The sequence below is a fragment of the Sphingosinicella xenopeptidilytica genome, from assembly GCF_042676985.1.
Lineage (GTDB): Bacteria > Pseudomonadota > Alphaproteobacteria > Sphingomonadales > Sphingomonadaceae > Sphingosinicella > Sphingosinicella xenopeptidilytica.
On sequence record NZ_JBHTIK010000002.1, the window covers coordinates 158,971 to 184,124 of the forward strand.

Here is a 25,154-nt window from a genome sequence, read left to right on the forward strand (position 1 = left end):
AGAGATTGACGAGCCCTATTCATGAGTGACACCGCCACATCGCCAGCCGTATCCGCGCCGCCGCCCGCCGCCCCCTTTGGGCCGGGGTTCGGCCGCTTTCAGGCACAGCTGCAGGCGATGCTCGCGCAGCCCGCCGTGCGCCGCAGCCTGCCGATGGTGATCGGCACGCTGGTGATCGCCGCGGTCGCCATGGCGTATATCCTCACGCGCACGCCCGAGATGCGGACGCTGTTTCCGGGGCTTGCCGAGGCGGACAAGGCCGCTGTCGTCGAGGCGTTGCAAGCATCGGGGATCACGCCCGGTATCGATAACATGACTGGCAGCGTGCAGGTGCCCGCCGCCGACTATCACAAGGCGCGGATGCTGCTCGCCGGCCAGGGGCTGCCGAAGGCCGCGGCCGAAGGCTATGCGCTGCTCGACGATATGCCGCTCGGCACCAGCCGCGCGATCGAGCAGGCCCGCCTGAAGCAAAGCCAGGAAAGCGAACTCGCGCGCAGCGTCGCGGAAATCGCCGCGGTTGAATCCGCGCGCGTCCACCTCGCGCTTCCCGAACAGTCCGTTTTCGTGCGCGATCAGGCGCAGCCGACCGCCTCCGTCTTCCTGAAGCTGGCGCCGGGCCGCGCGCTCGGCGAGGCGCAGGTGCGCTCCATCGTCAATCTGGTTGCCTCCTCGGTTCCCGGCCTGCCGGCGGACCGCGTGTCGGTCATCGACCAGATGGGCACGCTGCTTACCCCCGACGCTTCGGGCGACGAATTCGGCGAAAGCCGCCGCCGCATCGCGTTCCAGTCCAAGATGGAAAGCATGTACCGCGAACGTCTGCTCGCGCTGCTGACGCCGATCATCGGCAGCGACAATTTCACCGCCGAAGTGCACCTCGACCTCGATTTCACCGAAACCCAGCAGACGAACGAGGCGTGGGACAAGGACAATGCCGTGATCCGCAGCGAGCAGGGCGCATCGCAGTCGAGCGGCGGCGAGCTGGCTCCGCGCGGCATTCCGGGCGCCCTTTCGAACGTCGCTCCGCCTGCCGCGACTGCAGCAACGCCGGAGCAGGCACAGGCACAGGCGCAAAATCCCGCCGATCCGGGCGCTGCCCCCGCCGCGCCGCCCTCGGGCCCGCGCAGCGAGAGCTACACGCGCAACTACGAGATCGGAAAGCAGGTCTCCGTTACCAAGGCGCCGATCGGCGAGGTTCGCCGCGTCTCCGCCGCCGTCGTGCTGCGCGAAAACGGCAAGGCGATGACCGCCGCGGAAACGAAGGCCATCGAGAAGCTCGTGCAGAGCAGCATCGGTTTCAACGCGGAGCGTGGCGATCTCGTGGCCGTCACATCGCGGCCGTTCGTCGATCCCACGGCGGAAACGCAGGCCTGGTATCAGGTTGATTTCCAGAGCAACGCCTGGATCGGCGACATCCTCAAGATCCTCGCGGCGCTCCTCATCTTCGTCGTCGTGTTCTTCATGGTGCTGCGGCCGTTCCTGAAAAAGGCGCTGGCCGCTGCCGATGCCGCGCCCATGCCGGCCGGTGGCGTCCTTGGCGCACCGCGTTCCATCGTGCTCGATGGCGGCGATCTGCAGACGATGGAAGCGCTGAAGGCACGTCTGAAGCCGCGCGGTGGCCTGCCGCCCGAGGTGCTGACGATGGCGAACAGCTATGACGACAAGGTCGCCGTGGTCCGCATGTTCGTCGCCGAGGATACCGCCCGCGCATCGAATGTCGTCCGCCAGCTGATCCGTACCGAAACCGCAGCCCAGGGAAATGCCAATGAGTGAGGAACTCGCACTCGCGCCGCGCCATCTGTCCGGCACCCAGAAAAGCGCCATCCTGCTGCTGCTGCTGGGTGAAGACGAAGCGGCCGACCTTCTGAAGCACATGGGCCCGCGCGAGGTGCAGAACCTCGGCCAGGCGATGTATTCGGTGGCCGATGTCGATCAGGATACGGTGAACGTCGTCCTCGACGAGTTCATCCTCGCCGCGCGCGAGCAGACGAGTCTTGGCCTCGGCACCGGCCCGTATGTGAAGAACGTCTTCGTGAAGGCACTGGGTGAAGAGAAGGCGGGCAGCGTGCTCGGTCGTATGAGCTCCTCGGCACCGCAGAAGGGCATCGAAATCCTCGACTGGATGGATGCGCGCTCGATCGCGGCTACGATTTCGTCGGAACACCCGCAGGTGATCGCCGCCGTGCTCTGCCATCTGGAGCCGGGCCTCGCCGCTGAAGTGCTCCAGCTGCTCCCTGAGGAGATGCAGCCCGATATGATGCTGCGGGTTGCGACGCTCGATTCGATCCAGCCTGACGCGCTCGCCGAGCTTGAGCGCGTGATGCAGAAGCAGATCAAGACGAACGCCGCCGTGCGCTCCGCGACCGCGGGCGGCACGACCACCGCGGCGCGCATCATGAACTATGTGCGCGGCGGCGCGGACCGCCGTATCATCGAACAATTAACCACAATGAACGAGAATATCGGCCAGAGTATTCAGGACCAGATGTTCGTGTTCGAAAACCTTCTCGCGCTCGACGACCGCAGTATGCAGACGCTGCTCCGCTCGGTCGACAACACGCTGCTTGTCGCCGCGCTCAAGGGCTCGGACGAGCGGATGCGGACCAAGATGTTCGCTGCCATGTCGCAGCGTGCCGCACAGAGCGTGCAGGACGAGATCGAATCGCGCGGTCCCATGAAGGTGAGCGAGGTGCAGGACGCGCAAAAGCGCATCCTCGCGATCGCACGCCAGCTCGGCGAAAGCGGTGCTATCATGCTCGGCGGTTCGGGAGATGACTATGTCTAGTGTTTTCAGTGCAGATGCCCGTCCCGTGACGCTCGCCGATCTGTTCGCACCCAGCCGCAGCGACTTCACACCGATGTTCGCTCCCCGGCCGGCGGGCGACTTCGTGCCGCGCGTGGATTTCGCCCACCCCTCGTCGGAATTCACGCGCGGCACAATTCACGAAACCATCGAAACGACCGAAGAAGAGCTTGCCGCCGCGCTCGCCGAAGCTGAAGCGCAGGGGCACGCCGCCGGGCTTGAGGCCGGCCGCGCGGAAGTGCGGGCCGAAGCGGAGCGGGCCCGGGCCGAGTGCCGTTCGCTGCTGCGCAGCCTCGACGACGCCCGCGCGATCGACAGGGCCGCGCTGGGGCCGAAGCTGCGCCGCGCCGTGCTCGATCTCGTCGAGCGCATCGTCGGCGCACACGTTGCCGTCGAGCCTGCATTCGTCAACGGCTGCATCACACGAGCGCTCGATACGCTGAAGGAAACCAGCGAGGCCGCGAAGCTGTTTCTGCACCCGGACGACCTTGCCGTCATCGATGATGGCAGCCTTAAAGACTATACGAACCTCACGCTTGCCGCGGATCCCGAATTGCAACGCGGCAGCGTGAGGCTCGAAGCCGGTGGCGGTGAAGTGGAGGACGGTGTTCGTCCGCGCATCGCTCGGCTTGAAACCGCACTGCGCGCGGCGGGCATCGCCGCGTGAACACGGCGACCGAGGATATCGCCGATCTGCTCGGCGGCATCGGCAGGACGTCGGTCGATACTGCGCCGCTCCAGATCGGGCGGCTCACCAGCTATGACGGTCTGCTTCTGGAAGCCTCGGGCCTTGCCGCGCCTGTCGGCACCGTGTGCCGCATCGAAACGGCCAGCGAAGAAGCGGCCGAGGCGGAGGTCATCGGCTTCCGGAACGGCCGCTGCATCCTGATGTCGCTCGGCCAGCGCGCCGACGTGCTCCCCGATGCGCGGGTCTTTCCGCAAAGCAACCAGTCGCGTGTTGAGGTGGGCGATAGCCTGCTCGGCCGCGTCGTCGATGGCTCGGGCCTGCCGCTCGACGGGCTCGGCCCGATCGAGGCAGAGCAGGACTGGCCGCTCGTCGGGCGGCTGCAGAACCCGCTGGAACGCGGGCGCGTCACCGAAGCCTTTGACGTCGGCGTGCGTGCGCTGAATGGCCTCTTCACCTTTGGGCGCGGCCAGCGCGTGGGCATCATCGCGGGCTCGGGCGTCGGCAAGTCGGTGCTGCTCGGCATGATGACGCGCTATTCGAAGGCGGATGTCGTCGTCGTCGGGCTCATTGGCGAGCGCAGCCGCGAGGTCACGGATTTTCTTGCCACCAAACTGCACGGGCCGGCGCGTGAGCGCTCGGTCGTCGTTGCCGTTCCGGCGAACCATTCCCCGATCATGCGCATCCGCGCCGCGCATCGCGCCACCGCGATCGCTGAATACTACCGCGGGCAGGGCAAGAACGTGCTGCTCATCATCGACAGCCTCACTCGCGTCGCGCACGCGCAGCGCGAGATCGGTCTCGCGCTCGGCGAGCAGCCGACCGCGAAGGGCTATCCGCCTTCGGTCATCTCGCTGCTGCCAAACCTCATCGAGCGCGCGGGCAACGATGCGAAATCGGGCGGTTCGATCACGGCGTTCTACACCGTGCTCGCTGACGGCGACGACACCGTGGGCGACCCGGTCGTCGATGCGGCGCGCGCGATCCTTGACGGGCATATCGTGCTCTCACGCAAGCAGGCGGAGCGCGGCGTCTACCCGGCGGTGGACATTGCCGCCTCGATCAGCCGCGTGATGAGCGATGTTGCCGAACGCCCGCATATCCGTGCCGCGCAGATGCTGAAGCGCCTGTTCTCGCTCTACGAAGAGAATCGCGACCTCATTCTGATGGGCGCCTACAACCGCGGCAACGACCCGGCGCTCGACGCCGCCATTGCAGCGCAGGCGGGAGTCACAGCCTACATCATGCAGGCCGAGGATGCGCCTGTCGATCTCGCGGCGTCGGTCGCAGAGCTGACCCAGCAGTTCGGCGAGCACTGAGATGGCCGGGAAGGCGGATCGTCTGGCGCGTGTCGCGCGCGTTCGCGGCCTTCAGAAGCAGCGCGCGCTTGCCGAAGAGGGCAAAGCCGCCGCCGATCTCGACCAGCTTCGTCAGATGCACAACCGCATCGAGGCGCTGCGGCATTCCTACACGCCCGTCGCCGACGATGCGGCGGCCTTCGCGCTCAAATCCATGGCGCATCAATACGACCGGCTGGGGAAGGCGCTCGCCGCCACGCTGGACCGCGCCGCGCGCGCCGAGGTGCGGCTCGAAGATGCCCGGCAGGTGACGCTCGGCGCACATCGCCGGAAGCGTGCCGCCGAGGAACTCGCGGACCGTGCCGAAGCCGCCGAGGCGCGCGAGGCCGAAGCGCGTCAGGAACGCGCGACCCCGCCGCGGCGCATCACGCGCGCCTGAAGGGCTTCGCGCAGACCCGCCCCAAAATGGCACGCTTATTGCTGAGTGTTCGCCTGAGTAAGCAACGGGGGTCAAATGTCCGTCAACGCGACTGGTCTTGGTGAACTTCTGGGGATGCCGGAATTGTCGGTGCAAACCGCCATCCGCCCCGGAATTCCGACATCTGCGCCCGATTTCCTGTCGATCATGGCCCTGAAGGCTGCGCCGCCTGCCAAGGGTCTTACCGTCGGACTGCCGTCGACCGGTGACGGAAACCCGACGGCGGAAAACGCGCCAGCAGCCGCCACTCCGTCTGCCAATGTGATCGAAACAGCCGAAAGCGATATGGATATGGCCTTCGATCTCCAGCTCCCCGCGATGCCTACGCAGTCGTCGCCCGTGCCGGATCCGAAAACGCCCGGCGCACGCTTTGCAGCGGTGGCAGCGCGGCATCTCGCGCCCGCGGATACGGAAACGCCGGTTCCGGCGATCATTGCAGGCGAGCAGGGTGACGCGTCCGGTGATGCCGAGGTGGAGGCCGCCGCTCCTGATGCCGTCGATCGTGAAGAGAATGTACAGGCCGGTGTGATCGCACCTGCGGTGCCGCAGGTCACGACGCTTTCGGTGTCCATCGCGCCGCCCGCAATTCCTGCCGCGGCCACACCCGTTTCCGGCGAGCCGCAGGCTGCGCCGGTCGCAACGGCCGGTCAGACACCGTCGACGCCCGTTTCCGAAGCACCTGACCGCGCGCTTGCGGATGCCGAGGATGCGCCCGCCGCACCTGCGCCAAAGGCTTCCGTGGGAGAGGCTGTCGCCGATGCCGAAACCGATGCCGCGACACCGATGCCGGCGGCCGGCGCGACCATTGCCGCCCCGGCGATGCAACGTCCCGTGATGCCGACGCGCGCGTTGGCGCGGGGCAGTGAATTCCGTGCCGCCGTTGCGGCGGCGGAGGAGGCTGTGCCCGCCGCACGGGCCTTTCTGAATGACCGTGCCGATACCGACACGGCGAATATCCCGGCACCGCTGCGCGAGGCGCTTCCGGCGTCGCAAACCGCGCAGGCCGTGCTTGCTGCGGTCCACGACCCGCTGTCCGCCCGCCCGCAGGGCGCGGACGCGGCGCAGGGCCAGACCGTGCCGAACGAGGCGTTGCTCGACGATCTGCTGATCGGCAATGCGGTCGAGGACCAGTGGGTCGATCAGCTCGCCGCCGATGTGCAGACGCTGGTGAGCGGCGACCGCCGCGAGGCGCAGCTGCACCTGAAACCGCGTGAGCTTGGCGATCTCTTTATCCGGGTCGAAACGAACGGCAATCAGGCGAAGGTGCATTTCACGGTGGAAACCGCCGCCGCGCAGGGCTTCATCGCCGATGCCGCGCCGCGCCTCCAGTCGATGATGGAAAACCGGGGTGTCCGCCTTGAGGAAGCCTCCGTCGATGTTGGCAGCGGGCGCCAGGATCGCGGCGAGCAATCGCGTGAGACGGCGTTCGAGCAGCCGTTTAGCACGCGACCGCGTGGAGCGGCATCGCAGGCTGAAACCGTTCGTGCCATTGTTCGCCAGACCGCCATCGAGCGCTTTGCTTAGGAAAGATTGAAATGAGTGATACTCCCGTACCTGTCCCCAAGAAGAAGAGCGGCCTTGTCGGCAAGCTCGTTCCCGTTCTCGGCGCGCTCGTCCTGCTCGGCGGCGGCGCGGCGGGCGGCTGGTATGCTACGTCAAGCGGTCTCATCGGCGGCCACGGCCCCAAGGAGGACAAGAACAAGCCCAAGCTCGTCGAGCGCAAGGACGGTGGAGATGCGCCGGCGCAGACCGATGCTGACGGCGACGGACACTATGAGACGACCTATTTCGAGATGAAGCGCGAGTTCACCGCGAACCTCACCGATCCCAATCGCTACATCCAGGTCGGGCTCGGCGTCGCGACGAACTACGACAGCCGCGTGATCGAGGCGGTCGAGAAGAACGAGCCGGCGATCCGCAGCGCGGTGCTCGGCGTGCTCGGCGAGCAGACCGCGGACCATGTCGCGACGGCTGCGGGCAAGGAAGACTTGCAACGCCGCCTGCGCGCCGCGATCAACAAAGCCCTTCAGGAAAAGGTCGGCTTCGGCGGCATTTCCCAGGTTTATTTCACCAGCTTCGTCATCCAGTAGGCGGCACCCATGAGTTCCGAACTCAATCTCAGCAAGGAAGAGATCGAAGCGCTGCAGGCGGGCATCGCCGACGGCAGCATCGCATCCGGCGCGGGCGTGATGCCCGACGGCGTGATCGCGCCGTGGAGCTTCGACAGCGGCGACGAGCGCGAGTTCGGCGATCTTCATGCGCTGCATATGCTGAACGAACGCCTCGCGCGCGGGATGCGGCAGGTTTTCCAGCCGATGCTGCGCGTCGCGCCCAAGGTGGATTGCGGGCTCACGTCGCTCGAATCGTTCGGCAGCTATGCGGAGGGCTTCGAGGATTTCCTGAGCCTCACTATCGTCCGCATGGAGCCGCTGCGCGGCCATGGTCTCGTGGTGATGAAGCCCGATCTCATTGGCGCGATCGTCGACGCGTATTATGGCGGCAAGGGCGAACCTCCCGCGACCCGCGCCAGCGAGTTCACCGCCGCTGAAGACCGCGTGCAGCAATCGCTGCTCGGCCGCCTGTTCGCGCAGCTCGATGCGGCGTGGGCGGATATCTTCCACCTGCAGTTCAGCCGCATTTCGAGCGAAAGCCACCCACAGTTCCTCTCGTTTCTCGAAACGAACGACATGGTTGTGGTCACACGCTTCCTCGTCCATCTGCCGCGCGGCGGCACCTCTGCAGTGGATGTCGTTTATCCGTTGAACGCGCTGAAGCCGCTGCTGCCGCTTCTGCGCCTGCGCGTCATCACCGAACAGAGCGAGACCGATCCCGGCTGGAAGGGGCGGCTCAAATCGGCGCTGCTCGATGTCGAGCTCCCGGTGCGCTCGATCCTCGCGGAGCCGACGATGTCGCTCAAAGGGATCATGGCGCTGAAGGTCGGCGACGTGGTGCCGATCCATGTTCCCGAAGAGCTGCACATGCTCGTCGAGAAAACTACCTTCGGGATCGGTGCGCCCGGCGAGGCCAATGGCAACGCCGCGCTCAAGATCCGTTCCATCGCGCGCCCCCGCGCCACCACCAACCGATAGTATTTCAAGGAGCCCGACATGAGCGACACTGAAACCGCGAGCCCGGAAACCAAGTCCGACGATCCCTGGAAGCCGGGATCGGCGAACCTCCGCCTGCTTCAGGAAATCGACGTCCGCCTCTCGGTGGAGGTCGGCACCAGCCAGGTGAAGATCCGCGACCTTCTGAATCTCAACGAAGGCAGCGTCGTCGAACTGGACCGCCCGGCGGGTGCCCCGCTCGACCTGTTCGCAAATGGCACACTCTTTGCGAGGGGCGAGGTGGTGACGGTCGGTGGACGCTTCGGCGTACGGATTACCGACATTGTGGCACCGGGAGAACGCGTCAAGGACATCTGACGCGTCAAGATTTTGACGGGGGTGGACCTTGATCGGGGATTACGTATTACGGCTGGCGATCATGCTGCCGCTGGTTTGCGGACTGATCATTGCCGGGCTCTGGCTCGCGAAACGCTATAATCTTGGCGGTCTCGCCGGCGGCCTCAAGTCCCGCTCCACCACCCGCTCCGCCGCCCGGCTTTCCGAGACGGTGTTTCTTACTCCGGCAGTCAAGCTCGCCGTGGTCGATTTCGAAGGAAAGCGCCTGCTGCTCGCGGTGACGAAGCAGGGCGCGAACCTTCTCTCCGAAGTGCCCGCGATCAGCTTCACCGTAGAGGATGAAGACGATGCGCGCTGATCGCCTGATGCGCCTCGCGCCGTTCCTCATCGCCGCGCTGTTCCTGTTCGCCGCGCCTGCGCTTGCCCAGACTGCGCCGGCCGGACCTTCCCCCGTCCAGTTTGCAGCCGATACGCTGACCGGCGCTGCTGCGCCGGGCGCGCGTCAGCCGCTCTCGCTGTCGCTGCAGGTCCTCGTCCTGATGACGCTGCTGTCGGTTCTGCCGGCAGTGATCCTGATGATGACGGCGTTCACGCGCATCATCATCGTGCTTTCGATCCTGCGGCAGGCGCTCGGCCTTGCGCAGACGCCGCCCAATCAGGTGCTGATCGGCCTGTCGCTGTTCCTCACCTTCTTCGTGATGAGCCCGGCGCTCACCGAGATCAACGACACGGCCTTCAAGCCGTATGCCGCGAACGTGATGCCGATCGATGCGGCGGTGGAGAAGGGCGGCACCGTGCTGCACCGCTTCATGATGGCGCAGACCCGGCAGAAGGACATCATCCTGTTCGCCAACCTGAAGAAGGACGGTGCCTATGAAAAGCCGGAGGACGTGCCGTTCTCTGTGCTGCTCCCCGCCTTCGTTACCAGCGAGCTGAAGACGGCATTCCAGATCGGCTTCCTCATCTTCCTGCCGTTCCTCGTCATCGATCTCGTCGTTGCCGCCGTGCTCATGTCGCTCGGCATGATGATGCTGTCTCCGACGCTCATCTCGCTTCCCTTCAAGTTGCTGCTGTTCGTTCTTGTCGACGGCTGGGCGCTCACCATGGGCTCGCTCGCCGGCAGCTTCTTTACGAGTTGAGGAGCGGCAAGATGGACGCATCCTATTTCACTGCAGTCGCCGGACAGGCGCTCTGGATTCTCGTTCTGGTTTCGCTGCCCGTGCTGCTGCCCGCGCTCGTCATCGGCGTTGTACTCGGCATGGTGCAGGCGGCGACCTCGATCAACGAGGCGACGCTCAGCTTCGTGCCGAAGCTCATCGGCGTGCTTGTCTGTCTCGGCCTCTTCGGCGGGCTGATGATGGGGCTTCTGGTGGATTTCACGCAGGACATCTTCGAGCGGATTCCGGATCTCGTCAGATGACCGACATCCTCTCCGTCGGCATCGAGGCGTGGATGATGCAGCTGATGTTCGCCATGCTGCGCATCGGCGGCACGCTCGTCGCGGCGCCGATCTTCTCGGCGATCGGCGTGCCCCTGCAGGTGCGCGTCGTGCTCGCGGGCGCGATCGGCGTGCTGGTGCTTTCGGTCTATCCGGTGGATGTGCCCTACGACATCCTGTCGCTGCAGGGCCTGGTGATCGTGATTCAGGAGCTGATGATCGGGCTCTCCGTGGGTTTCATCCTGCAGCTTGCCTTTGCCGCGCCGCTGCTCGCCGGTGAATATATCGCGAACTCGATCGGCCTTGGTTTCGCGAACATGGTCGATCCGCAGAGCGGCAACAACAGCGCGGTTGTCGGCCAGTTCCTGATGATCCTGATGACGCTGCTGTTCCTTGCGCTGAACGGCCACCTGATCCTCGTGCGCCTGATCGTGGAGAGCTACGCCTTGATGCCGCTCGGCGGCGATTGGCTGACGCGGGACCATTTCTGGGCGATCGTGAAGTTCGGTGGTTTCGTGTTCGCGGGCGGGCTCGCGATCGCGCTTCCCGTTGGCTTCGCGCTGTTCGCGCTCAACCTCTTCGTCGGCGTGCTGACGCGCACCGCGCCGCAGCTCAACATCTTCGCCGTCGGCCTGCCGCTGACGCTGATGACCGGCTTCGTCGTACTCGCCATCGCGTTTCCGGCGATGAGCGACCTTATGCAGTCGGCAGCGGATACGGGGCTCGACGAGGCCAAAGCCTGGCTGGGAGAGGGCTGACGTGTCCGACAAACCCGAAAAGGACCAGCAAACCGAAGCCCCGACCGAGAAGCGCAAGCGCGACGCGGCGGAAAAGGGTGATGTTCTCCGCTCGCGCGAACTCACCACTGCGCTCGTCATGCTCGTCGGTGCCGCCTATCTCGCGCTTGCGGGCGGCTGGATGGTTTCCAGCCTCGAACTCATGCTCAAGACGGGGCTGGTCGGCCTCAAACAGGGTGGGGTCAATTTCCAGCCTGCCGCCGCGACGTGGGCGCTCGGCAAGGTGATCGCCTTTCCCCTCGCAGGGCTGCTGTTCACGTGCTTCGCCGCCGCGCTCGTCAGTCAGGCGCTGCTCGGTACGTTCCAGTTCAACATGTCGCTGATCGCACCGAAGGCTTCGCGCATGAACCCCATGAACTGGGTGAAGCGCACCTTCGGGATGCAGGGCCTCACAGAACTCGGCAAATCGATCCTGAAGGTCGTGCTCGTTGGTGTCATCGGCTGGTGGATGCTCTCCGATTACGCGCGGGAGATCGCCTCGCTCGGCACTGAGGACGTCGGCAAGGCCGTTGCCCACACGGGGCATCTCGCCGCGGTATTCCTGCTCATCCTGTCGGCCGGGCTCGTGGTGGTCGCGGGTGTCGACATTCCGCTGCAGGCGATCCAGCTGATGCGCAAGCTCAAGATGTCGCGGCAGGAGGTGAAGGACGAGATGAAGCAGACCGAGGGTTCGCCCGAGGTGAAGATGCAGCTTCGTCGCCGTCAGCGCGAGGCGACGCGCAACAATATGCGCGCGGGTATGCAACAGGCGCATGTCGTGCTGACGAACCCGACGCACTTCGCCGTAGCGCTCCGCTACGACAAGACCCGCGATCTGGCGCCTGTCGTCGTCGCCAAGGGCAAGGATCTGGTCGCCGAAGTGATTCGCGAGCTTGCGGCAGACAACGAGGTGCCGGTGCTCAGCTATCCGCTGCTCGCCCGCGCGGTCTTCTTCACCTCGAAAATCGGCCAGGAAATCCGCGATGATCTCTATGTTGCCGTCGCCGGCGTGCTGGCGTTCGTGTTCAGCGTGGAGCGCGATCGCCTGACCCAGCCCACTATCGATGTGCCGGAAGGCGCACGCTTCGACGAGAACGGGCGGCCGCTATGATCGGAACGCTTGCGAATCTTTACCGATTATTCCCTAAATCCGGCGCAGAATCGGTCGTGAACAGTCTTAGCGGATGGCGCGCGTCCGCAGGAACGAGAAGGCAGGTCCAATGTCCATTCTGACGGCGCTCGGCAGCGGATCGGGAATCGATACCAAGCAGCTCGTGGCCGATCTCGTCGCCGCGCAGCGCGCGGGCAGCGACAAGATGCTGACTGCGCGTCAGACGGCTGTCGAGGCCAAGATCTCCAGCCTTTCTACGATCAGCTCGGCCCTGTCCGCCTTCTCGACCGCGCTTGATTCGCTCGTGAGCAGCGGCGCGCTCGGCCGCCAGGTGATCAGCAGCGACACGTCTTCGATCGCGCTTTCGCTCACCGGTTCGTCGAGCCCGCCCTCGCTGTCGCACACGATCGAGGCGACGCAGCTCGCGCAGCGGCAGACGGTCGCGTCGGCAGCGGTTGCCGATCGCAACGCGCCGATCGGCGAGGGCACGCTCACCATCAGCTTCGGCACGCTCACCGGCACGTTCCCGACACCGGCGGGGTTCACCGCGGGCACGGCGGCGCCCGTCACCGTCACGATCGGGCCGGAAAACAACAGCCTCGTCGGCCTCCAGCAGGCGATCAACGCGGCGAACGCGGGCGTCACCGCCTCGATCGTCGAAGACGCAAGCGGTGCCCGCCTCGTGCTGCGCGGCGAAACGGGCGCGGCGAAGGCGTTCACGATTGACGGCAGCACGGGCCTCGAAGCCTTCGAGTTCGGCCCGGGCACTGCCGGCATGACGTGGACGGCGCAGGCGAAGAACGCCATCGTCGTGGTCGACGGCATCACCGTCGAACGCCCGACGAACAGCATTTCGGACCTCGTCTCGGGCCTCAAACTCGACCTCATGAAGGTCACCGACGGTCCCGTGACGATTTCCAGCGACTATGATGCCACCACGCTGAAAACGGCGGTCGGCAACTATGTCGACGTCTACAACCAGCTGATCTCGATGCTTGCGGAGGAAACCCGGGCGGGCAAGGACGGCGTCGCCGCGGGCGCGCTCGCGGGCGACCGCACGACGCGCGATCTCAAGCGGATGCTCGCCGATCTCAGCACGAAGACGCTGCTGACCGACGGCGGCGGTCCGTCGAGCCTCTCCGAGATCGGCATCAAGACCAACCGCGACGGCACGCTCAGCATCGACGATGCGGCGCTCACGAAAGCGGTGACCAATCATCCGGGCCGCGTCCACGACATGTTCGTGCCGGGGCAGACCAGCAGTTCCGCGCTCGTCGAGATCGCAAGCAGCCTTGGTGCTGCAAAGCCGGGTACCTATGCGGTCACCGACATTGTCGCTGCGACCTCGGGCAGGCTCAGCGGTGCGGCCGCACCTACGGCGTTCGACGTGCCGGTCGTCATCGATGCGACGAACAAGAGCTTCACGGTCACGCTTGACGGCCGCACCTCGCTCGCCATCAACCTCCCCGAAGGCAGCTATGCGACCGGTGCGGCGCTTGCCGCGGCGTTCCAGACCGCGATCAACGACGATTCGGTGCTGAAGTCGTTCGGCCTGTCGCTGACGGCGGCGTGGGATGGGTCGGCGTTCAGCTTCACCTCGAAGGGCGTGGGCAGCACCTCGGGCGTTTCGCTCGTCGGGCTCAACGGCACGCTTGCGGCCACGCTGGGCCTTGATGTGCCGACCGCCACCGCGGGTACCAACGCTTCGGGCAAGATCGGCGGTGTCGCCGCGATCGGCATCGGCAACCGCCTGATCGCGTCCTCCACGTCGGCGGCAGCGGGCCTTGCCGTCAACATCCTCGGCAGCGCGACATCGGCGACGATTGTCGTGCGATCGACGGTGTCCGGTCTCATCACCGATATGCAGAAGCAGCTTTCCGCGAGCGGAGGCGGCTTCAAGACGACATCCGAACGTCTGGCGAAGGAAGCCGCGGCGATCGCCGAGGAGCAGGAGCGCGTCGAGGCACGCAGCATTGCGCTCGAGGAGCGGCTCACCATCCAGTTCGCCGCCATGGAAAGCGCCATCGCCGCTTTCAACAACACGCAGGAATATATGAAACAGCAGATTGCCATGTGGACACGGGATCAAGGCTGATGATGCAGGCCATGCGCGCGCGGCAGCAGTATGCCGCCATCGACACCGCCACCCGCACCGAACAGGCCAATCCGCACCGCCTGATCGAGATGCTGTACGACGAGCTGCTTTCCGCGCTTCGGCAGGCCGGCATCGCGATCGATCGGGGCGATCTCGCCATGAAGAGCAGCCGCATCAGCCGCGCGCTCTCCATCCTGCACGGTCTCGAATCGAGCCTCGATTTCAATCGTGGCGGTTCGGTCGCGCAATCGCTTTCGGCGGCTTACGGTTATCTCCGTCAGGAGACGATCACGGCTGGCCGCGACAATGATTCGCGCCGTCTTGCCGCCGCCACGGAGGCCGCCGTCGGCCTTTCCGATGCCTGGCGGCAGATTCGCCCGTGACCGCGATTCCGGCTCTTCTCACCGATATCGAATCGCTCTCCGGCATGACCGCTCACGCCGCTGCCGGCGGCGATTGGACCGCTGTGGAACGTTTCGAGACGGTCCGCCTCGCGCTCGTGAAGACACTGTCTGGGCTCGCCGCTGATCCGGCGCTGCGGGCCGAGGCGCTTGGTGCGCTGCGTCAGGCCGAATCCCAGGCGGTTACGATCGGCCACGCCATCGAGGTCGGCCGCCACGCGCACGAGCGCAGCGCTCAGGCACTGCGCCAATCCGGCACTGCGCGCAGACTTTACGGAAAAGCGAGAACGGCTTAGGCGCGCTTTATGCGAAAGCGCGTTCGCCGCGGCTGATCTGGTATTTGCGCATCTTCTCGATGAGCGAGGTGCGCTGCAGGCCGAGGACGCGGGCGGCGTCGGCGACGATGTCGCCGCTCTGTTCGAGCGCCGCGTGGATCAGCGACTGTTCGAGCTTTGCGACGAGCGCGCGCATGTCGCACGTGCCGGCGCCGAGAAGCGCGCGCGGGTCCATGTCGAGGCTTTCGCCGTAGGGGCGTAGCGGAACGACGGTGGCCGCGGGCAAACGCGTATCCGCTTCCTCTTCGGAAACCGTCGTGGCGTCCCAGATCGCGGCGTCTTCGTTCAGCGGTTCGCGGCGCTCAAGCGTCGCGCCGAGCAGGATCTCGACATCGTCGATGCTGATCTCGCCTTCGCCGAACAGCACGACCGCGCGTTCGACGACATTGCGCAGCTCGCGGATGTTGCCCGGCCAGTTGTGCTGGCAGAGCGCGCGCAGCGCCGACGCATCAAAGCGCAGCTTCGTGCCCGACTGCTTCAGGAAGTGCGCGACCAGCATCGGAATGTCCTCGCGGCGGTCGGCGAGCGCCGGCAGGTGCAGCGGGAAGATGTTGAGGCGGTAGAAAAGGTCTTCGCGGAAGCGACCCTCGGCGATCGCCTGCTCGAGGTTCTTGTGCGTGGCGGAAACGACGCGCACGTCGACGGCCATCGTCTTGTTGCTGCCGACGCGCTCGATCTTGCGCTCTTCGAGCACGCGCAGCAGCTTCACCTGCATGTCGGCGGGCATGTCGCCGATCTCGTCGAGGAAGATCGTGCCGCCGTCAGCGGCCTCGAAGCGGCCCTTGCGGCTCTGCAGTGCGCCGGTGAAAGCGCCCTTCTCGTGGCCGAAGAGTTCCGATTCGATGAGTTCGCGGGGGATGGCGCCGCAGTTCACGGCGACGAATTCGTTGTTCCGGCGGGCAGAGGCGAGGTGGAGGCAGCGCGCAACGACTTCCTTGCCGGTGCCGGACGGGCCCGTGACGAGCACGGAAGCCTGCGAACCGGCAAGACGCATGATGAGATTCCGGACCCTGACGATCGCTTCGCTGCGACCAATAAGCAGCGTTTCAAGCTCGGCCAGATTGCCGCCCGCTGCAGCCCCCGTTGCAACCGTCATCATGTTCCCCCTCGGCATCACCCCGATACCGTGAAACAGGGTTTAACGGTGAAATGGTTAACGAAATTTATACAAGGAATCCTTAATTCTCAATGTATTGCAAAAAACACGGTTTCGTTGCGAAAACGTAGCGATTCTGCCGTTTCCCAGGCGAAACGGTTAGATGCCCGCGTACCATTCATAGTCGCCGCGGTCCTCCCAATAGCCGCCTTTTCCGCCGGCCGTGTTAGCAAAGGTTGACGCGACCTCAACGCGCATCACGAACTTCGCGTGCTTGTAGCCGAGCTGCCGTTCGACGCGGAGCCGAAGCGGCGCGCCGTGGCCGATGGGCAGGGGCGTGTCGTTCATGCCCCAGGCGAGGATCGTCTGCGGGTGGAAGGCGTCGATGAGGTCGATCGATTCGTAATAGCGCGAACCGCCGAAGTCGTCGGCGCAGTGGAAGATCACATAGCGTGCGCCGTCCCGAAGCCCGGCGACGTCGAGCAGCGTTTTCAGCGGCACGCCGGTCCATTTGCCGATCGCGCTCCACCCCTCCACACAGTCGTGCCGCGTGATCTGCGTGCGTGTGGGGAGGGCGCGGATCGCCCCAAGCGACAGGGCCAGCGGGCGCTCGACCAGCCCGTCCACCACGAGGCGCCAGTCCGCAAAGCCGTTCGCCGCATGGCGCGCATAGGCGGGGTCGGCGGGCATCGTGTTGCCGTTCATGCGGAACACGGGCGACATTTCCGCCGCGCCGAACTCGCGTGCGAGCGCGTCGCGGCTGCTGATCAGACGCTGCGCGCGCATGGTCAGCGTCTCGGCGCCGGACAGTAATTTTCGAAAGTTTTGGCTCTGCCCGAGCCGGTCGCAGCCCGAAACCACGAGCCCCGCGCCCGCAACGAGGCTGCCCACGAGTCCACGACGGGTAACACGATGTTTCATGGCGTATCATCCGGTATGCGGTAGCGGCCGGTGATCATCGACCCGATCCCGTTCAAGGGGCCCGCCAGCAGCACCATCAGCAGGTGGACGGCGATGAACGCGGCGATCAGCATCGCGCTGATGAAATGCACGGAGCGCGCCGATTGTCGTCCGCCGAACAGGTCGACGAGCCACGGCCACGCCGCGTCCATCGCCGGCGACATGGCAAGGCCGCTCAGCACCATCGCGGGCAGCAGCGCGAACACGACGCCCGCATAGGCAAGCTTCTGCAGCGGATTGTAGCCGATCGCCGCTTTGCCGTGCGCAAAGCGGAGTCGGGCGTGGGCCTTGATGTCCTGCCACAGGCGGCGGGGCGCAAGCTCCTGCCTGCCGGGCAGCAGCGCGGCGGTGTGGCGTCCAGCGACCGTCCAGATGAGGTAGAGGCTCCCGGCGACGGTCAGAACCCACGCGAACGCGATATGCCAGCGCCGTGCGAGCGCAAGGCTGTAGGTGGAAGGGATCGTCGCCCAGTACGGGAAGGCGCGCGCCCGCGAGACGCCCTCCGGATCCGTCCAGCGGCCGAGGACGCCGGTGGTCTCGACATGCAGATCGCCGATCCGCAGCACGCCGGACGTGCGCGTTGCGTAGATTTCCAGCCAGGCCGGGTCTGGGTTGGCGCCGTACGCTCCCCAGTAGAGGCGCGGGTGCGCGTTGAAGATCATCAGGCCGCTCATCAGCAGCACGAACACCGCGACCGCGTTCGTCCAGTGCCAGAGCCTGACGGGCAGCCTGTGGCGGCGGACGATCACGCTACCAGCCCTTCGCGGCGATCCAGTAGGGTCCGGCGCAGGCGCGCGGGATGCCTTCAAGCAGATAGCCGGGCGGCGGCGGTTCGGTGGTGCCGCCGCCGGAAAGCGACACGGGGCTGCCCACCGTCAGCGTGCCACCCGCCGCACCGTCGCGGACGACGAGCTTGCCGCCGTCTTCGGCGAGCCGGGCGGAGGAGGGCCAGAGCACGAGGCGGCTTTCGCCTGTTTCGCTGCCGACGCGCAGACAGCCATCCTTCACGAACAGCGTGCCCGTGAACAGCGCCTGCATTGCGGCGCCCGAAGGATCGCGCGCCTGCGGGAAGTGGGCGACGGCGCCAAGCTTCTGCGGCTGCGGGATGCTGTCGTCGCCGACGGCATCGATCACGACCGCCGGCGAGAGTTTCAGACGCCCCGCTGCGATGGCGGCCTTCGCCGCCGCATCGTCGACGACATGGAACAGCACGCGGTTCGCTTCGATATCCCGCTCGGTGCCGACAAGCGCCAGCGCGGCGGCCTTGAATGCCTCCTTCGCTTCCGTTTCGGCGGCGGTGAGGTCGGCGAGCGAATATTCGACGCTGCGCGGCACGAAGGCGTCGTCCCCCACGTAGCGTTTCAGCTTCGCGGCGGCATCGCCCTTGAATAGCACCACGGCCTGCGCCTTTGGCTCGTGTTCGAGGTAGAGGCCCGCGAAATCCGGATCGGAGCGCACGCGGAGCTGGAACACGGCGAGCCTGTCCGCAAGCCGCATCCGCGCCTCCGCCTCTTCAAGGCTGATGCCGAGCGTGCGCGACAGGTGAAGCGCGGAATCCGCCGCGCTCGTCGGGTCGGGCTGCTGCGCGGCGGCACCCGCGGCGATGAGCAGCGGCAGCGCGGTCAGCATCAGGCGGTTCACGGTCCTCACGGCGTCCCCTTGTATTATGTGGGCAACACACCCAATATGGTGATAAGCATAGGACAGGAAACGGATCATTAGGAGCGGTAATGCAGACCGAAACCGAGCTGAAGCTTCAGGCCCCCGATCCCGTGATCGCCGTGGCGCCCGAAAAGGCCGCCGGGCTTGTGCCGATCAGCGACGAGAAGAAGTCGAAGCTTGAAACCACCGTCGACAGCTTCGTCGAGGATCTTCTGGCGCAGGATGCGAACAGCCCCGCCTTCGGCAAGCTCGTCGACGAAGTGACGGCGCTTGGCCGCCGCGAAATCGCCGAGGCTGCGCAGCAATCCAACCGCTTCCTCGATCGCCCGGTGAAGGCGATCAATGCCGAGGGCAATATCGGCAAGGATCTCGTCGCGCTGCGCCGGACGGTCGAAGACCTCGATCCGGGCACGGACGGCAAGAAGCTTGCGCCCCGCAAGATTCTCGGCGTCATTCCGTTCGGCAGCCGCGCGAACCGCTATTTCGACAAGTACCGTTCCGCGCAGAGCCACATCTCGGGTATCCTCGAAAACCTTTCGAACAGCCGCGAGGAGCTGTTCCGCGACAATGCCGCGATCGACGTCGAACGCCAGAACCTCTGGAAGACGATGGAAAAGCTGGAGCAGATGATCCACGTCTCGAAGACGCTGGATGCGAAGCTCGAAGCCGCAGCGGCTGAGCTTGAGGTTTCCGATCCCGCGAAGGCCAAGGCGATCCGCGAAAGCGCGCTGTTCTACGCGCGCCAGCGCACGACCGATCTCCTCACGCAGATGGCCGTGAGCGTGCAGGGCTACCTCGCGCTCGATCTCGTCAAGAAAAACAACGTCGAGCTGACGAAGGGCGTCGACCGTGCCTCGACGACGACGGTTTCGGCGCTGCGCACGGCCGTCACGGTCGCGCAGGCGCTCACCAGCCAGCGCCTCGTGCTCGATCAGATCACCGCGCTCAACACGACGACGGCGGGCGTGATCGACTCGACGAGCACGATGCTCAGGAACCAGACCGGCGAAATCCACAAGCAGGCGGCATCGGCGACCATTCCCATCGAAACGCTGAAGCGCGCCTTCGAGAACATCTACGCGACGATGGATTCGATCGACACGTTCAAGATGGAAGCGCTCGCCTCGATGAAGGAGACGGTCGAGACGCTCTCGGGCGAGGTCGAGAAGTCGCGCGGCTACATCGCCCGCGCAGAGGGTGCGTCTCAGGCGCAGATCAAAGGCCCGACGACCACCTTCAAGGCGATCGAGGGCTGAACGTGGCGCGTGACGTTTCGCAGATGCTCGGCCGCGCCGATGAGGCGCTGAAACGCCTCGGCCAGACGCCGGAAGGACGCGCGGCGGCGCTCAGGCGCACGCAGCGCCATGCGAAATCGGTGGCGCAGCGCGTGGCGAATGCGGCGATGGCGACGGCCGGGCTCGCGGTTGCCGCCCTGCTCTTCGCGATGTTCGTGGCGCCGCTCGGCATCAATGGTTTCCTGCTGCTCGTACTCGCGGTGGCGGGCGTCGGCGGCTGGTTCCTGCTGCGCCGCCCGCAACCGGACATGCCGACCCCGCAGGCCATGAAAAATGCCGATCTCGCGGCGATTCCCGGACGTGTCGAGGCGTGGCTCGAGCGCCAGCGCCGCAGCCTCCCGTCGCGCGCGTCGAAACTGATCGACGAGATCCTGCTGCGCCTCGAAGTGCTCGGGGAGCAACTCGGTCAGGTGCCCTCGGGCCAACCGATCGCGGGCGATGCGCGCCGCCTCATCGGCGAGCATCTGCCGCGCCTCGTCGACACCTACCTCAAGGTGCCGCAGGCCTACCGCACGCCGGGCAGCGAGCCTGAGCAGCAGCTTCTCGAAGGCCTTGTCACCATCGCAGACGAGCTTCGCCGCCTTTCCGAACAACTCGTGCGCGGCGACCTCGATGCGCTCGCCATCGAGGGTAAGTTCCTCGAACAGCGCTACAAGGAAAACGGTAGCCTTACTTAGAAATCTAACGACCTCTCAATCCCGCGCGGTGGACGCGTGCCTGCGCGCATGTCTATCTGGCGGGTAAGGAGAGGACCCATGGATTTCGATCTGCCCGCCGACCTCGTCGCCTATCTCGCCGAGCTTGATGCCTTCATCGCGGCCGAAATCAGGCCTCTTGAGGCCGCGGACGACAACATCCGCTTCTTCGACCACCGCCGCGAATGGGCGCGCACCGATTTCGAGAACGACGGCCTCCCGCGCCACGAATGGGAAGCGCTGCTCGCCGAAGCCCAGCGCCGCGCCGACGCCGCCGGGCACTGGCGCTTCTCCGCGCCGAAGACATATGGCGGCAGGGATGGCTCGAACCTCTGGATGGCGGTGATCCGCGAGCATTTCGCCGCGAAGGGGCTCGGTCTCCACAACGACCTTCAGAACGAGCACTCGATCGTCGGCAACTTCCCGTTCGTCGCGATGTTCGAGGAGTTCGGGACCGAAGCGCAGAAGCAGGAGTTCATCCTCGGCGGCTTCAAACGCGAGCGCATCGTCGCCTTCGGCCTCACCGAACCCGAGCACGGCTCCGACGCGACGCATATGGAGACGCGCGCCGTGCCGGAGGTGCGCGGAGGCGTGCCCGGCTGGCGTATCGACGGCGAGAAGATGTGGACGACCGGGATGCACGTCGCCACGCACTGCGCGACCTTCGCGCGGACGGACGGTGCGGCCGGCGACGCGCGGGGCATCACCTGCCTGCTGGTGCCCTCCGATGCGCCGGGCGTGAAGATCGAGGAGTATCTCTGGACCTTCAACATGCCCACCGACCACCCGCGCGTGTCGTTCACGAACGTCTGGGTGCCGGAGACTGCCGTGCTTGGCGCGCCCGGCGCGGGCCTCGCGCTCGCGCAGTCGTTCGTCCACCAGAACCGCATCCGACAGGCGGCCTCATCGCTCGGCGCGGCCGTCTACTGCATCGAGGAGAGCGTGAAGTACGCACGAACGCGCAAACCCTTCGGCAAGGCGCTCGCGGAAAACCAGGCGATCCAGTTCCCGCTCGTCGAGCTTGCGACGCAGGCGGAAATGCTGCGGCTCCTCATCCGCAAGACAGCGTGGGAAATGGACCGGACGCCGCACAAGGCGATTGAGCGCGAGCTTTCGGACCGCGTTTCGATGTGCAACTACTGGGCGAACCGGCTCGTCTGCGAAGCAGCGGACCGCGCCATGCAGGTGCACGGCGGCATCGGCTACTCGCGCCACAAGCCGTTCGAGCACATCTACCGCCACCACCGCCGCTACCGCATCACCGAAGGCGCCGAGGAGATCCAGATGCGCAAGGTGGCCGCGTTCCTGTTCGGCTATATGGGACCGCGGAAAGCCGCGTTGGCGGGCGCGTAGATGGCGAAGACGCTCCTCATCGTCTGGCACTCGACAACCGGCGGCGCGCGGCAGATGGCCGAGGCGGTGGCGGACGGTGCGCGCCGCGAAGACGGCGTTGCGGTCGTGCTGAAACCGGCGGCAGAGGCCGGGGCCGACGACCTGCTTGCGGCCGACGGTTACATCTTCGCGTTCCCGGAAAACCTTGCCGCGATCGCCGGCGTGATGAAGGCTTTCTTCGACCGCTGCTACTACCCGGCGCTCGGCCGGATCGAGGGACGGCCCTACGTGACGCTCGTCTGCGCGGGCACGGACGGCACGAACGCCGTGCGCCAGATCGAACGGATCGCGACCGGCTGGCGGCTGAAACCCGCCGCCGAACCGCGCATCGTCCTTACCCACGCCGACACGTCCGAAGCGATCCTCGCGCCAAAGGTGATCGGCCCGGACGATCTTGAGGCGTGTCGCGATATGGGCCATGCGCTGGCGGCGGGCCTTGCGATGGGCATAGTGTAGGGGAGTGGTGATGGCGGGTTTTTCGTTCGATCTTTCGGGGCGCGTCGCGCTGGTGACAGGCGCATCGTCGGGCTTCGGCGCGCGTTTCGCACGGCAGCTCGCGGCGAGCGGCGCCAAGGTCGCGCTCGGTGCGCGGCGCGTCGATATGCTGAGCGCTCTTGCCGACGAGATCGCGGGTACGGGTGGCGAAGCGCTCGCCGTGGAGATGGATGTGTCGAACGAGGCCTCCGTGATCGCGGCCTACGACCGCATCGAGGATGCGTTCGGCACACCGGACAGCATCATCGCCAACGCCGGCATGAACATCGAAGGTCCCGCGACAGAAATCGCGGTCGAGGATTTCAACCGCGTGATGGGCGTGAACCTCACCGGCGTGTTCCTCACCGTGCGCGAAGGCGCGCGGCGGCTGATGGCGGCGGGCGCGCGCGAGCGCGGGCACGGCCGTATCGTCATCGTCTCGTCGATCACCGCGAACACGGTGGAGCCCGGCCTTGCCGCTTACTCGGCCTCGAAAGCGGCCGTGCAGCAGATGGGCAAGGTGCTGGCGCGCGACTGGGTGCGGCAGGGTATCAACGTCAATTCGATCTGCCCCGGCTATGTGCGCACCGAGCTCAACAGCGAATGGTTCGATACCGAAGCCGGGCAGAAACACATCGCCAAGTTCCCCCGCCGCCGACTGATGGCGGAGGACAGTCTCGACGCGATGCTGCTCTACCTCGCCTCGGACGCAAGTGCGGCGATCACCGGCTCCAGCTTCACGCTCGACGACGGGCAGTCGCTCTAGGCCATCTCGAAGTCCGAGGGATCGGGCTTCAGCGTCGCCGCCCAGTAGTCGACGAGCGCGAACGGCCAGTTCTGGCTGACGCGGCCGGTGGCGTTCTTGTACCAGCTCGAAACGCTAGGTTGGCCCCACGCCATCCGCGCGTTTCCGGCATCGACGCGGGTATTGAACACGTCGTGCACGTCCTCGCGCACGTCGAGCGTCGTCGCCCCCTCTTCGCCGAGCATCGCGAGCGCGCGGACGACGTAGCGCACCGAACATTCCGAGAAGAAGATGATGCTGCCGTTGACGACGATGTTGGTGTTCGGCCCATAGAGCATGAAGAAGTTCGGGAAGCCCGGCACGGTCATGCCGAGATAGGCGCGCGCGTCGCCCTGCCAGCGTTCGTGAAGCTCCGTGCCGCCGCGGCCGACGATCTTGAAGGTCGAAAGGAAGTCGCTCGCCTTGAAGCCCGTGCCGTAGACGATCACGTCGTATTCGTGCTGCGTCCCGTCCGCCGTTTCGATGCCCGTTTCCGTGATGCGCGCGATCGGGCTTTGTTCGAGATGCACATTGTCGCGGCGCAGTGCGGTGATCCACACGCCGTTGTCGCGAAGGCTGCGCTTGCCGCCGATCGGATAGTCCGGGATCACGGCCGAGAAGAGATCGGGCCGCCCCTCGCACTGCAGGCCGATCTGCTGCACGAGCGCGTTTCGGAGTTCGAGGTTCATCGCGCCGATCGTGCCCGCCGGGCCGTTCCAGCCTTCGTCGGCCTTAACGAACGGCAGGATGCCGTCGGTCATCATCCAGAACAGCCAGAACCTGTACCACTTCTCGTAGAAGGGCACGTTTTCGAGCAGCCACTGGACATTGTCGGTCACGGGATCGTGGTAATTCGGCGTCGGCCCGCCCCATGGCGGCGTGCGCTGAAACACCGTGAGTTGGCCGACCTCGGGAGCGATCTCCGGCACGAACTGATAGGCGCTCGCACCCGTGCCGATCACAGCGACGCGCTTGCCTTTGAGGTCGACGTCATGCCGCCAGCGCGCGCTATGAAAGGCTGGGCCCTCGAACGTGCCGACACCCGGGATGTCGGGAAGGCGCGGCTGGTTGAGCTGGCCGACGGCGCTGATAAGTGCGTCGACCTCGATGCTGCCCGCGTGCTGCCCCGAGAGCGTCAGGCGCCATAGCGAGGCGCCTTCGTCCCATTCCGCGCGGTCGACGGTCGTCCCGAAGCGGATCAGCGGGCGAAGGTCGTATTTGTCTGCAATGTCGCGGAAATAGGCGAGCAGCGTCGGCTGCGTCGAATAATGCGCGGGCCAGTGGTGGTTCGCCTCGAACGAGTAGGAATAGAGGTGACTCGGGTTGTCGACGCGGCAGCCGGGGTAGGTGTTTTCCAGCCACGTGCCGCCCACGTCGGCGTTTTTCTCGATGATCACAACCTCGTGCCCGGCCTGCCGCAGCCGGATCGCGGCCAGAAGCCCGGACATGCCTGCGCCGACGATCGCGACGCGCTTCTTCACGGGCGCGGGCTCGGGCCGCTTCGGATCGGCGCTTTCGATCCCGAGTTCTTCCATCAGGAACGGCACGTAGTGCTTCGGGATATCGGCCCCGGCGATGAAATCCATCATCCTTCGTACGGTTGCCGCATCGGGCGCCGGGGGCAGGGGTGTGCCCGCAAGATGCGCACTGATCGCCTCCGCTGCGCGCTGTCGAACGGCATCCTGCAGTGCGGGCGGCAGGTTGCCTTGCCCGTCGCCGAAGAAATCGTAGGTCGGCCGGTTTTCGGCGAGCAGGCTCGCGTCCCCGGTCAGATGGACGAGCGCACAGATCAGCGACGGGATATGCGCTTCGGTGAGTGCGGTTTCGATTCGGCCTCTAGTCATGGCGGTCTCTCCCCAGAGCCCTGCCATCATTGCGCCAAATGTTTTCCGGTGCAGGCCCCCCAACTTGAGAGCATCTCGGTTTTGAGAGGGATTGACCTTGCCGCCGAAATGCCCAAGTCGGACGCAGCGAT

27 protein-coding genes are annotated in these 25,154 nt (G+C 65.8%); 22 read left to right on the forward strand and 5 right to left on the reverse strand.

All coding sequences use genetic code 11. The annotated features are described in order from the left end of the window. The first annotated feature begins 21 nt into the window (after positions 1 to 21). The 17 genes from fliF to ACFQ00_RS03660 all read left to right on the forward strand — a co-directional run bounded on the left by fliF (position 22) and on the right by ACFQ00_RS03660 (position 14,782). A complete protein-coding gene (gene fliF, locus ACFQ00_RS03580; protein ID WP_381486318.1) occupies positions 22 to 1,770 on the forward strand; it encodes a flagellar basal-body MS-ring/collar protein FliF in 1,749 nt (582 codons plus the stop codon). Next, positions 1,763 to 2,782, forward strand: coding sequence for a flagellar motor switch protein FliG (gene fliG / locus ACFQ00_RS03585; protein WP_381486321.1), 1,020 nt, complete (start codon positions 1,763 to 1,765; stop codon positions 2,780 to 2,782). Before fliF ends, fliG begins: the two co-directional genes overlap by 8 nt. After that, positions 2,775 to 3,467, forward strand: a complete 693-nt coding sequence (locus ACFQ00_RS03590; protein WP_381486324.1) for a FliH/SctL family protein — start codon at positions 2,775 to 2,777, stop codon at positions 3,465 to 3,467. The genes fliG and ACFQ00_RS03590 overlap by 8 nt, the downstream gene beginning before the upstream one ends. 17 nt (positions 3,468 to 3,484) lie before the next feature. Further along, positions 3,485 to 4,804: a FliI/YscN family ATPase gene (locus tag ACFQ00_RS03595; RefSeq protein WP_381487827.1), complete on the forward strand. Its 1,320-nt coding sequence runs from the start codon at positions 3,485 to 3,487 to the stop codon at positions 4,802 to 4,804. A 1-nt stretch (position 4,805) separates the two neighbouring features. Beyond that, entirely contained in the window at positions 4,806 to 5,222 is a 417-nt protein-coding gene (locus tag ACFQ00_RS03600; protein WP_381486327.1) for a hypothetical protein, read from the forward strand. A gap of 75 nt (positions 5,223 to 5,297) precedes the next feature. Continuing rightward, entirely contained in the window at positions 5,298 to 6,785 is a 1,488-nt protein-coding gene (locus ACFQ00_RS03605; protein WP_381486329.1) for a flagellar hook-length control protein FliK, read from the forward strand. Positions 6,786 to 6,796: 11 nt separating this feature from the next. Then, complete coding sequence (locus ACFQ00_RS03610) at positions 6,797 to 7,351, forward strand: flagellar basal body-associated FliL family protein (RefSeq protein ID WP_381486331.1); 555 nt, start codon at positions 6,797 to 6,799, stop codon at positions 7,349 to 7,351. 9 nt (positions 7,352 to 7,360) lie between these two features. Then, positions 7,361 to 8,350: a flagellar motor switch protein FliM gene (fliM, locus tag ACFQ00_RS03615; protein WP_381486334.1), complete on the forward strand. Its 990-nt coding sequence runs from the start codon at positions 7,361 to 7,363 to the stop codon at positions 8,348 to 8,350. Between the two features lie 18 nt (positions 8,351 to 8,368). Then, positions 8,369 to 8,686, forward strand: a complete 318-nt coding sequence (gene fliN, locus ACFQ00_RS03620) for a flagellar motor switch protein FliN (RefSeq protein ID WP_339707707.1) — start codon at positions 8,369 to 8,371, stop codon at positions 8,684 to 8,686. 28 nt (positions 8,687 to 8,714) lie between these two features. Beyond that, the gene (locus ACFQ00_RS03625) at positions 8,715 to 9,023 is read left to right on the forward strand and encodes a FliO/MopB family protein (RefSeq protein ID WP_381486338.1); all 309 of its coding nucleotides are present in this window, start codon (positions 8,715 to 8,717) and stop codon (positions 9,021 to 9,023) included. Then, on the forward strand, positions 9,013 to 9,804 hold the full coding sequence (fliP, locus tag ACFQ00_RS03630; protein WP_381486341.1) for a flagellar type III secretion system pore protein FliP: 792 nt from the start codon (positions 9,013 to 9,015) through the stop codon (positions 9,802 to 9,804). The genes ACFQ00_RS03625 and fliP overlap by 11 nt, the downstream gene beginning before the upstream one ends. Positions 9,805 to 9,815: 11 nt before the next feature. Beyond that, positions 9,816 to 10,085, forward strand: a complete 270-nt coding sequence (gene fliQ / locus ACFQ00_RS03635; RefSeq protein WP_381486344.1) for a flagellar biosynthesis protein FliQ — start codon at positions 9,816 to 9,818, stop codon at positions 10,083 to 10,085. Then, positions 10,082 to 10,861, forward strand: a complete 780-nt coding sequence (gene fliR / locus ACFQ00_RS03640; RefSeq protein WP_381486347.1) for a flagellar biosynthetic protein FliR — start codon at positions 10,082 to 10,084, stop codon at positions 10,859 to 10,861. The genes fliQ and fliR overlap by 4 nt, the downstream gene beginning before the upstream one ends. Before the next feature lies 1 nt (position 10,862). Continuing rightward, positions 10,863 to 11,990 (forward strand): EscU/YscU/HrcU family type III secretion system export apparatus switch protein, encoded by a 1,128-nt coding sequence (locus ACFQ00_RS03645; protein ID WP_381486349.1) that lies wholly within the window; start codon positions 10,863 to 10,865, stop codon positions 11,988 to 11,990. A 109-nt stretch (positions 11,991 to 12,099) separates the two neighbouring features. Beyond that, positions 12,100 to 14,085 carry a flagellar filament capping protein FliD gene (gene fliD / locus ACFQ00_RS03650; protein ID WP_381486351.1) on the forward strand — a complete coding sequence of 662 codons (1,986 nt, stop codon included), beginning with the start codon at positions 12,100 to 12,102 and terminating at the stop codon, positions 14,083 to 14,085. Further along, positions 14,085 to 14,468 carry a flagellar export chaperone FliS gene (gene fliS, locus ACFQ00_RS03655; RefSeq protein ID WP_381486353.1) on the forward strand — a complete coding sequence of 128 codons (384 nt, stop codon included), beginning with the start codon at positions 14,085 to 14,087 and terminating at the stop codon, positions 14,466 to 14,468. Before fliD ends, fliS begins: the two co-directional genes overlap by 1 nt. Then, on the forward strand, positions 14,465 to 14,782 hold the full coding sequence (locus ACFQ00_RS03660; protein WP_381486356.1) for a hypothetical protein: 318 nt from the start codon (positions 14,465 to 14,467) through the stop codon (positions 14,780 to 14,782). The genes fliS and ACFQ00_RS03660 overlap by 4 nt, the downstream gene beginning before the upstream one ends. Before the next feature lie 7 nt (positions 14,783 to 14,789). On the opposite strand, the gene ACFQ00_RS03665 is transcribed toward ACFQ00_RS03660, so the two are convergent. The 4 genes from ACFQ00_RS03665 to ACFQ00_RS03680 all read right to left on the reverse strand — a co-directional run bounded on the left by ACFQ00_RS03665 (position 14,790) and on the right by ACFQ00_RS03680 (position 18,527). Continuing rightward, entirely contained in the window at positions 14,790 to 15,920 is a 1,131-nt protein-coding gene (locus ACFQ00_RS03665) for a sigma-54 interaction domain-containing protein (protein WP_381486359.1), read from the reverse strand. A gap of 156 nt (positions 15,921 to 16,076) precedes the next feature. Then, positions 16,077 to 16,838 carry a molybdopterin-binding protein gene (locus tag ACFQ00_RS03670; RefSeq protein WP_381486362.1) on the reverse strand — a complete coding sequence of 254 codons (762 nt, stop codon included), beginning with the start codon at positions 16,836 to 16,838 and terminating at the stop codon, positions 16,077 to 16,079. Further along, on the reverse strand, positions 16,835 to 17,626 hold the full coding sequence (locus tag ACFQ00_RS03675; RefSeq protein WP_381486365.1) for a cytochrome b/b6 domain-containing protein: 792 nt from the start codon (positions 17,624 to 17,626) through the stop codon (positions 16,835 to 16,837). The genes ACFQ00_RS03670 and ACFQ00_RS03675 overlap by 4 nt, the downstream gene beginning before the upstream one ends. A gap of 1 nt (position 17,627) precedes the next feature. Next, entirely contained in the window at positions 17,628 to 18,527 is a 900-nt protein-coding gene (locus ACFQ00_RS03680; RefSeq protein WP_381486368.1) for a hypothetical protein, read from the reverse strand. An 80-nt stretch (positions 18,528 to 18,607) separates the two neighbouring features. On the opposite strand from ACFQ00_RS03680, the gene ACFQ00_RS03685 reads away from it, so the two are divergent. The 5 genes from ACFQ00_RS03685 (at position 18,608) to ACFQ00_RS03705 (ending at position 23,161) form a co-directional block, all read left to right on the forward strand. Further along, a complete protein-coding gene (locus ACFQ00_RS03685; protein WP_381486371.1) occupies positions 18,608 to 19,795 on the forward strand; it encodes a toxic anion resistance protein in 1,188 nt (395 codons plus the stop codon). A gap of 2 nt (positions 19,796 to 19,797) precedes the next feature. Further along, the gene (locus tag ACFQ00_RS03690) at positions 19,798 to 20,511 is read left to right on the forward strand and encodes a hypothetical protein (protein ID WP_381486374.1); all 714 of its coding nucleotides are present in this window, start codon (positions 19,798 to 19,800) and stop codon (positions 20,509 to 20,511) included. A 78-nt stretch (positions 20,512 to 20,589) separates the two neighbouring features. After that, the gene (locus ACFQ00_RS03695; protein WP_381486376.1) at positions 20,590 to 21,882 is read left to right on the forward strand and encodes an acyl-CoA dehydrogenase family protein; all 1,293 of its coding nucleotides are present in this window, start codon (positions 20,590 to 20,592) and stop codon (positions 21,880 to 21,882) included. Beyond that, the gene (locus tag ACFQ00_RS03700; protein ID WP_381486379.1) at positions 21,883 to 22,377 is read left to right on the forward strand and encodes a flavodoxin family protein; all 495 of its coding nucleotides are present in this window, start codon (positions 21,883 to 21,885) and stop codon (positions 22,375 to 22,377) included. A 10-nt stretch (positions 22,378 to 22,387) separates the two neighbouring features. Beyond that, the gene (locus ACFQ00_RS03705) at positions 22,388 to 23,161 is read left to right on the forward strand and encodes an SDR family NAD(P)-dependent oxidoreductase (RefSeq protein ID WP_381486382.1); all 774 of its coding nucleotides are present in this window, start codon (positions 22,388 to 22,390) and stop codon (positions 23,159 to 23,161) included. On the opposite strand, the gene ACFQ00_RS03710 is transcribed toward ACFQ00_RS03705, so the two are convergent. After that, the gene (locus tag ACFQ00_RS03710) at positions 23,158 to 25,023 is read right to left on the reverse strand and encodes a flavin-containing monooxygenase (RefSeq protein ID WP_381486385.1); all 1,866 of its coding nucleotides are present in this window, start codon (positions 25,021 to 25,023) and stop codon (positions 23,158 to 23,160) included. The two genes, ACFQ00_RS03705 and ACFQ00_RS03710, sit on opposite strands and share 4 nt — an antisense overlap. Positions 25,024 to 25,154 lie beyond the last annotated feature (131 nt).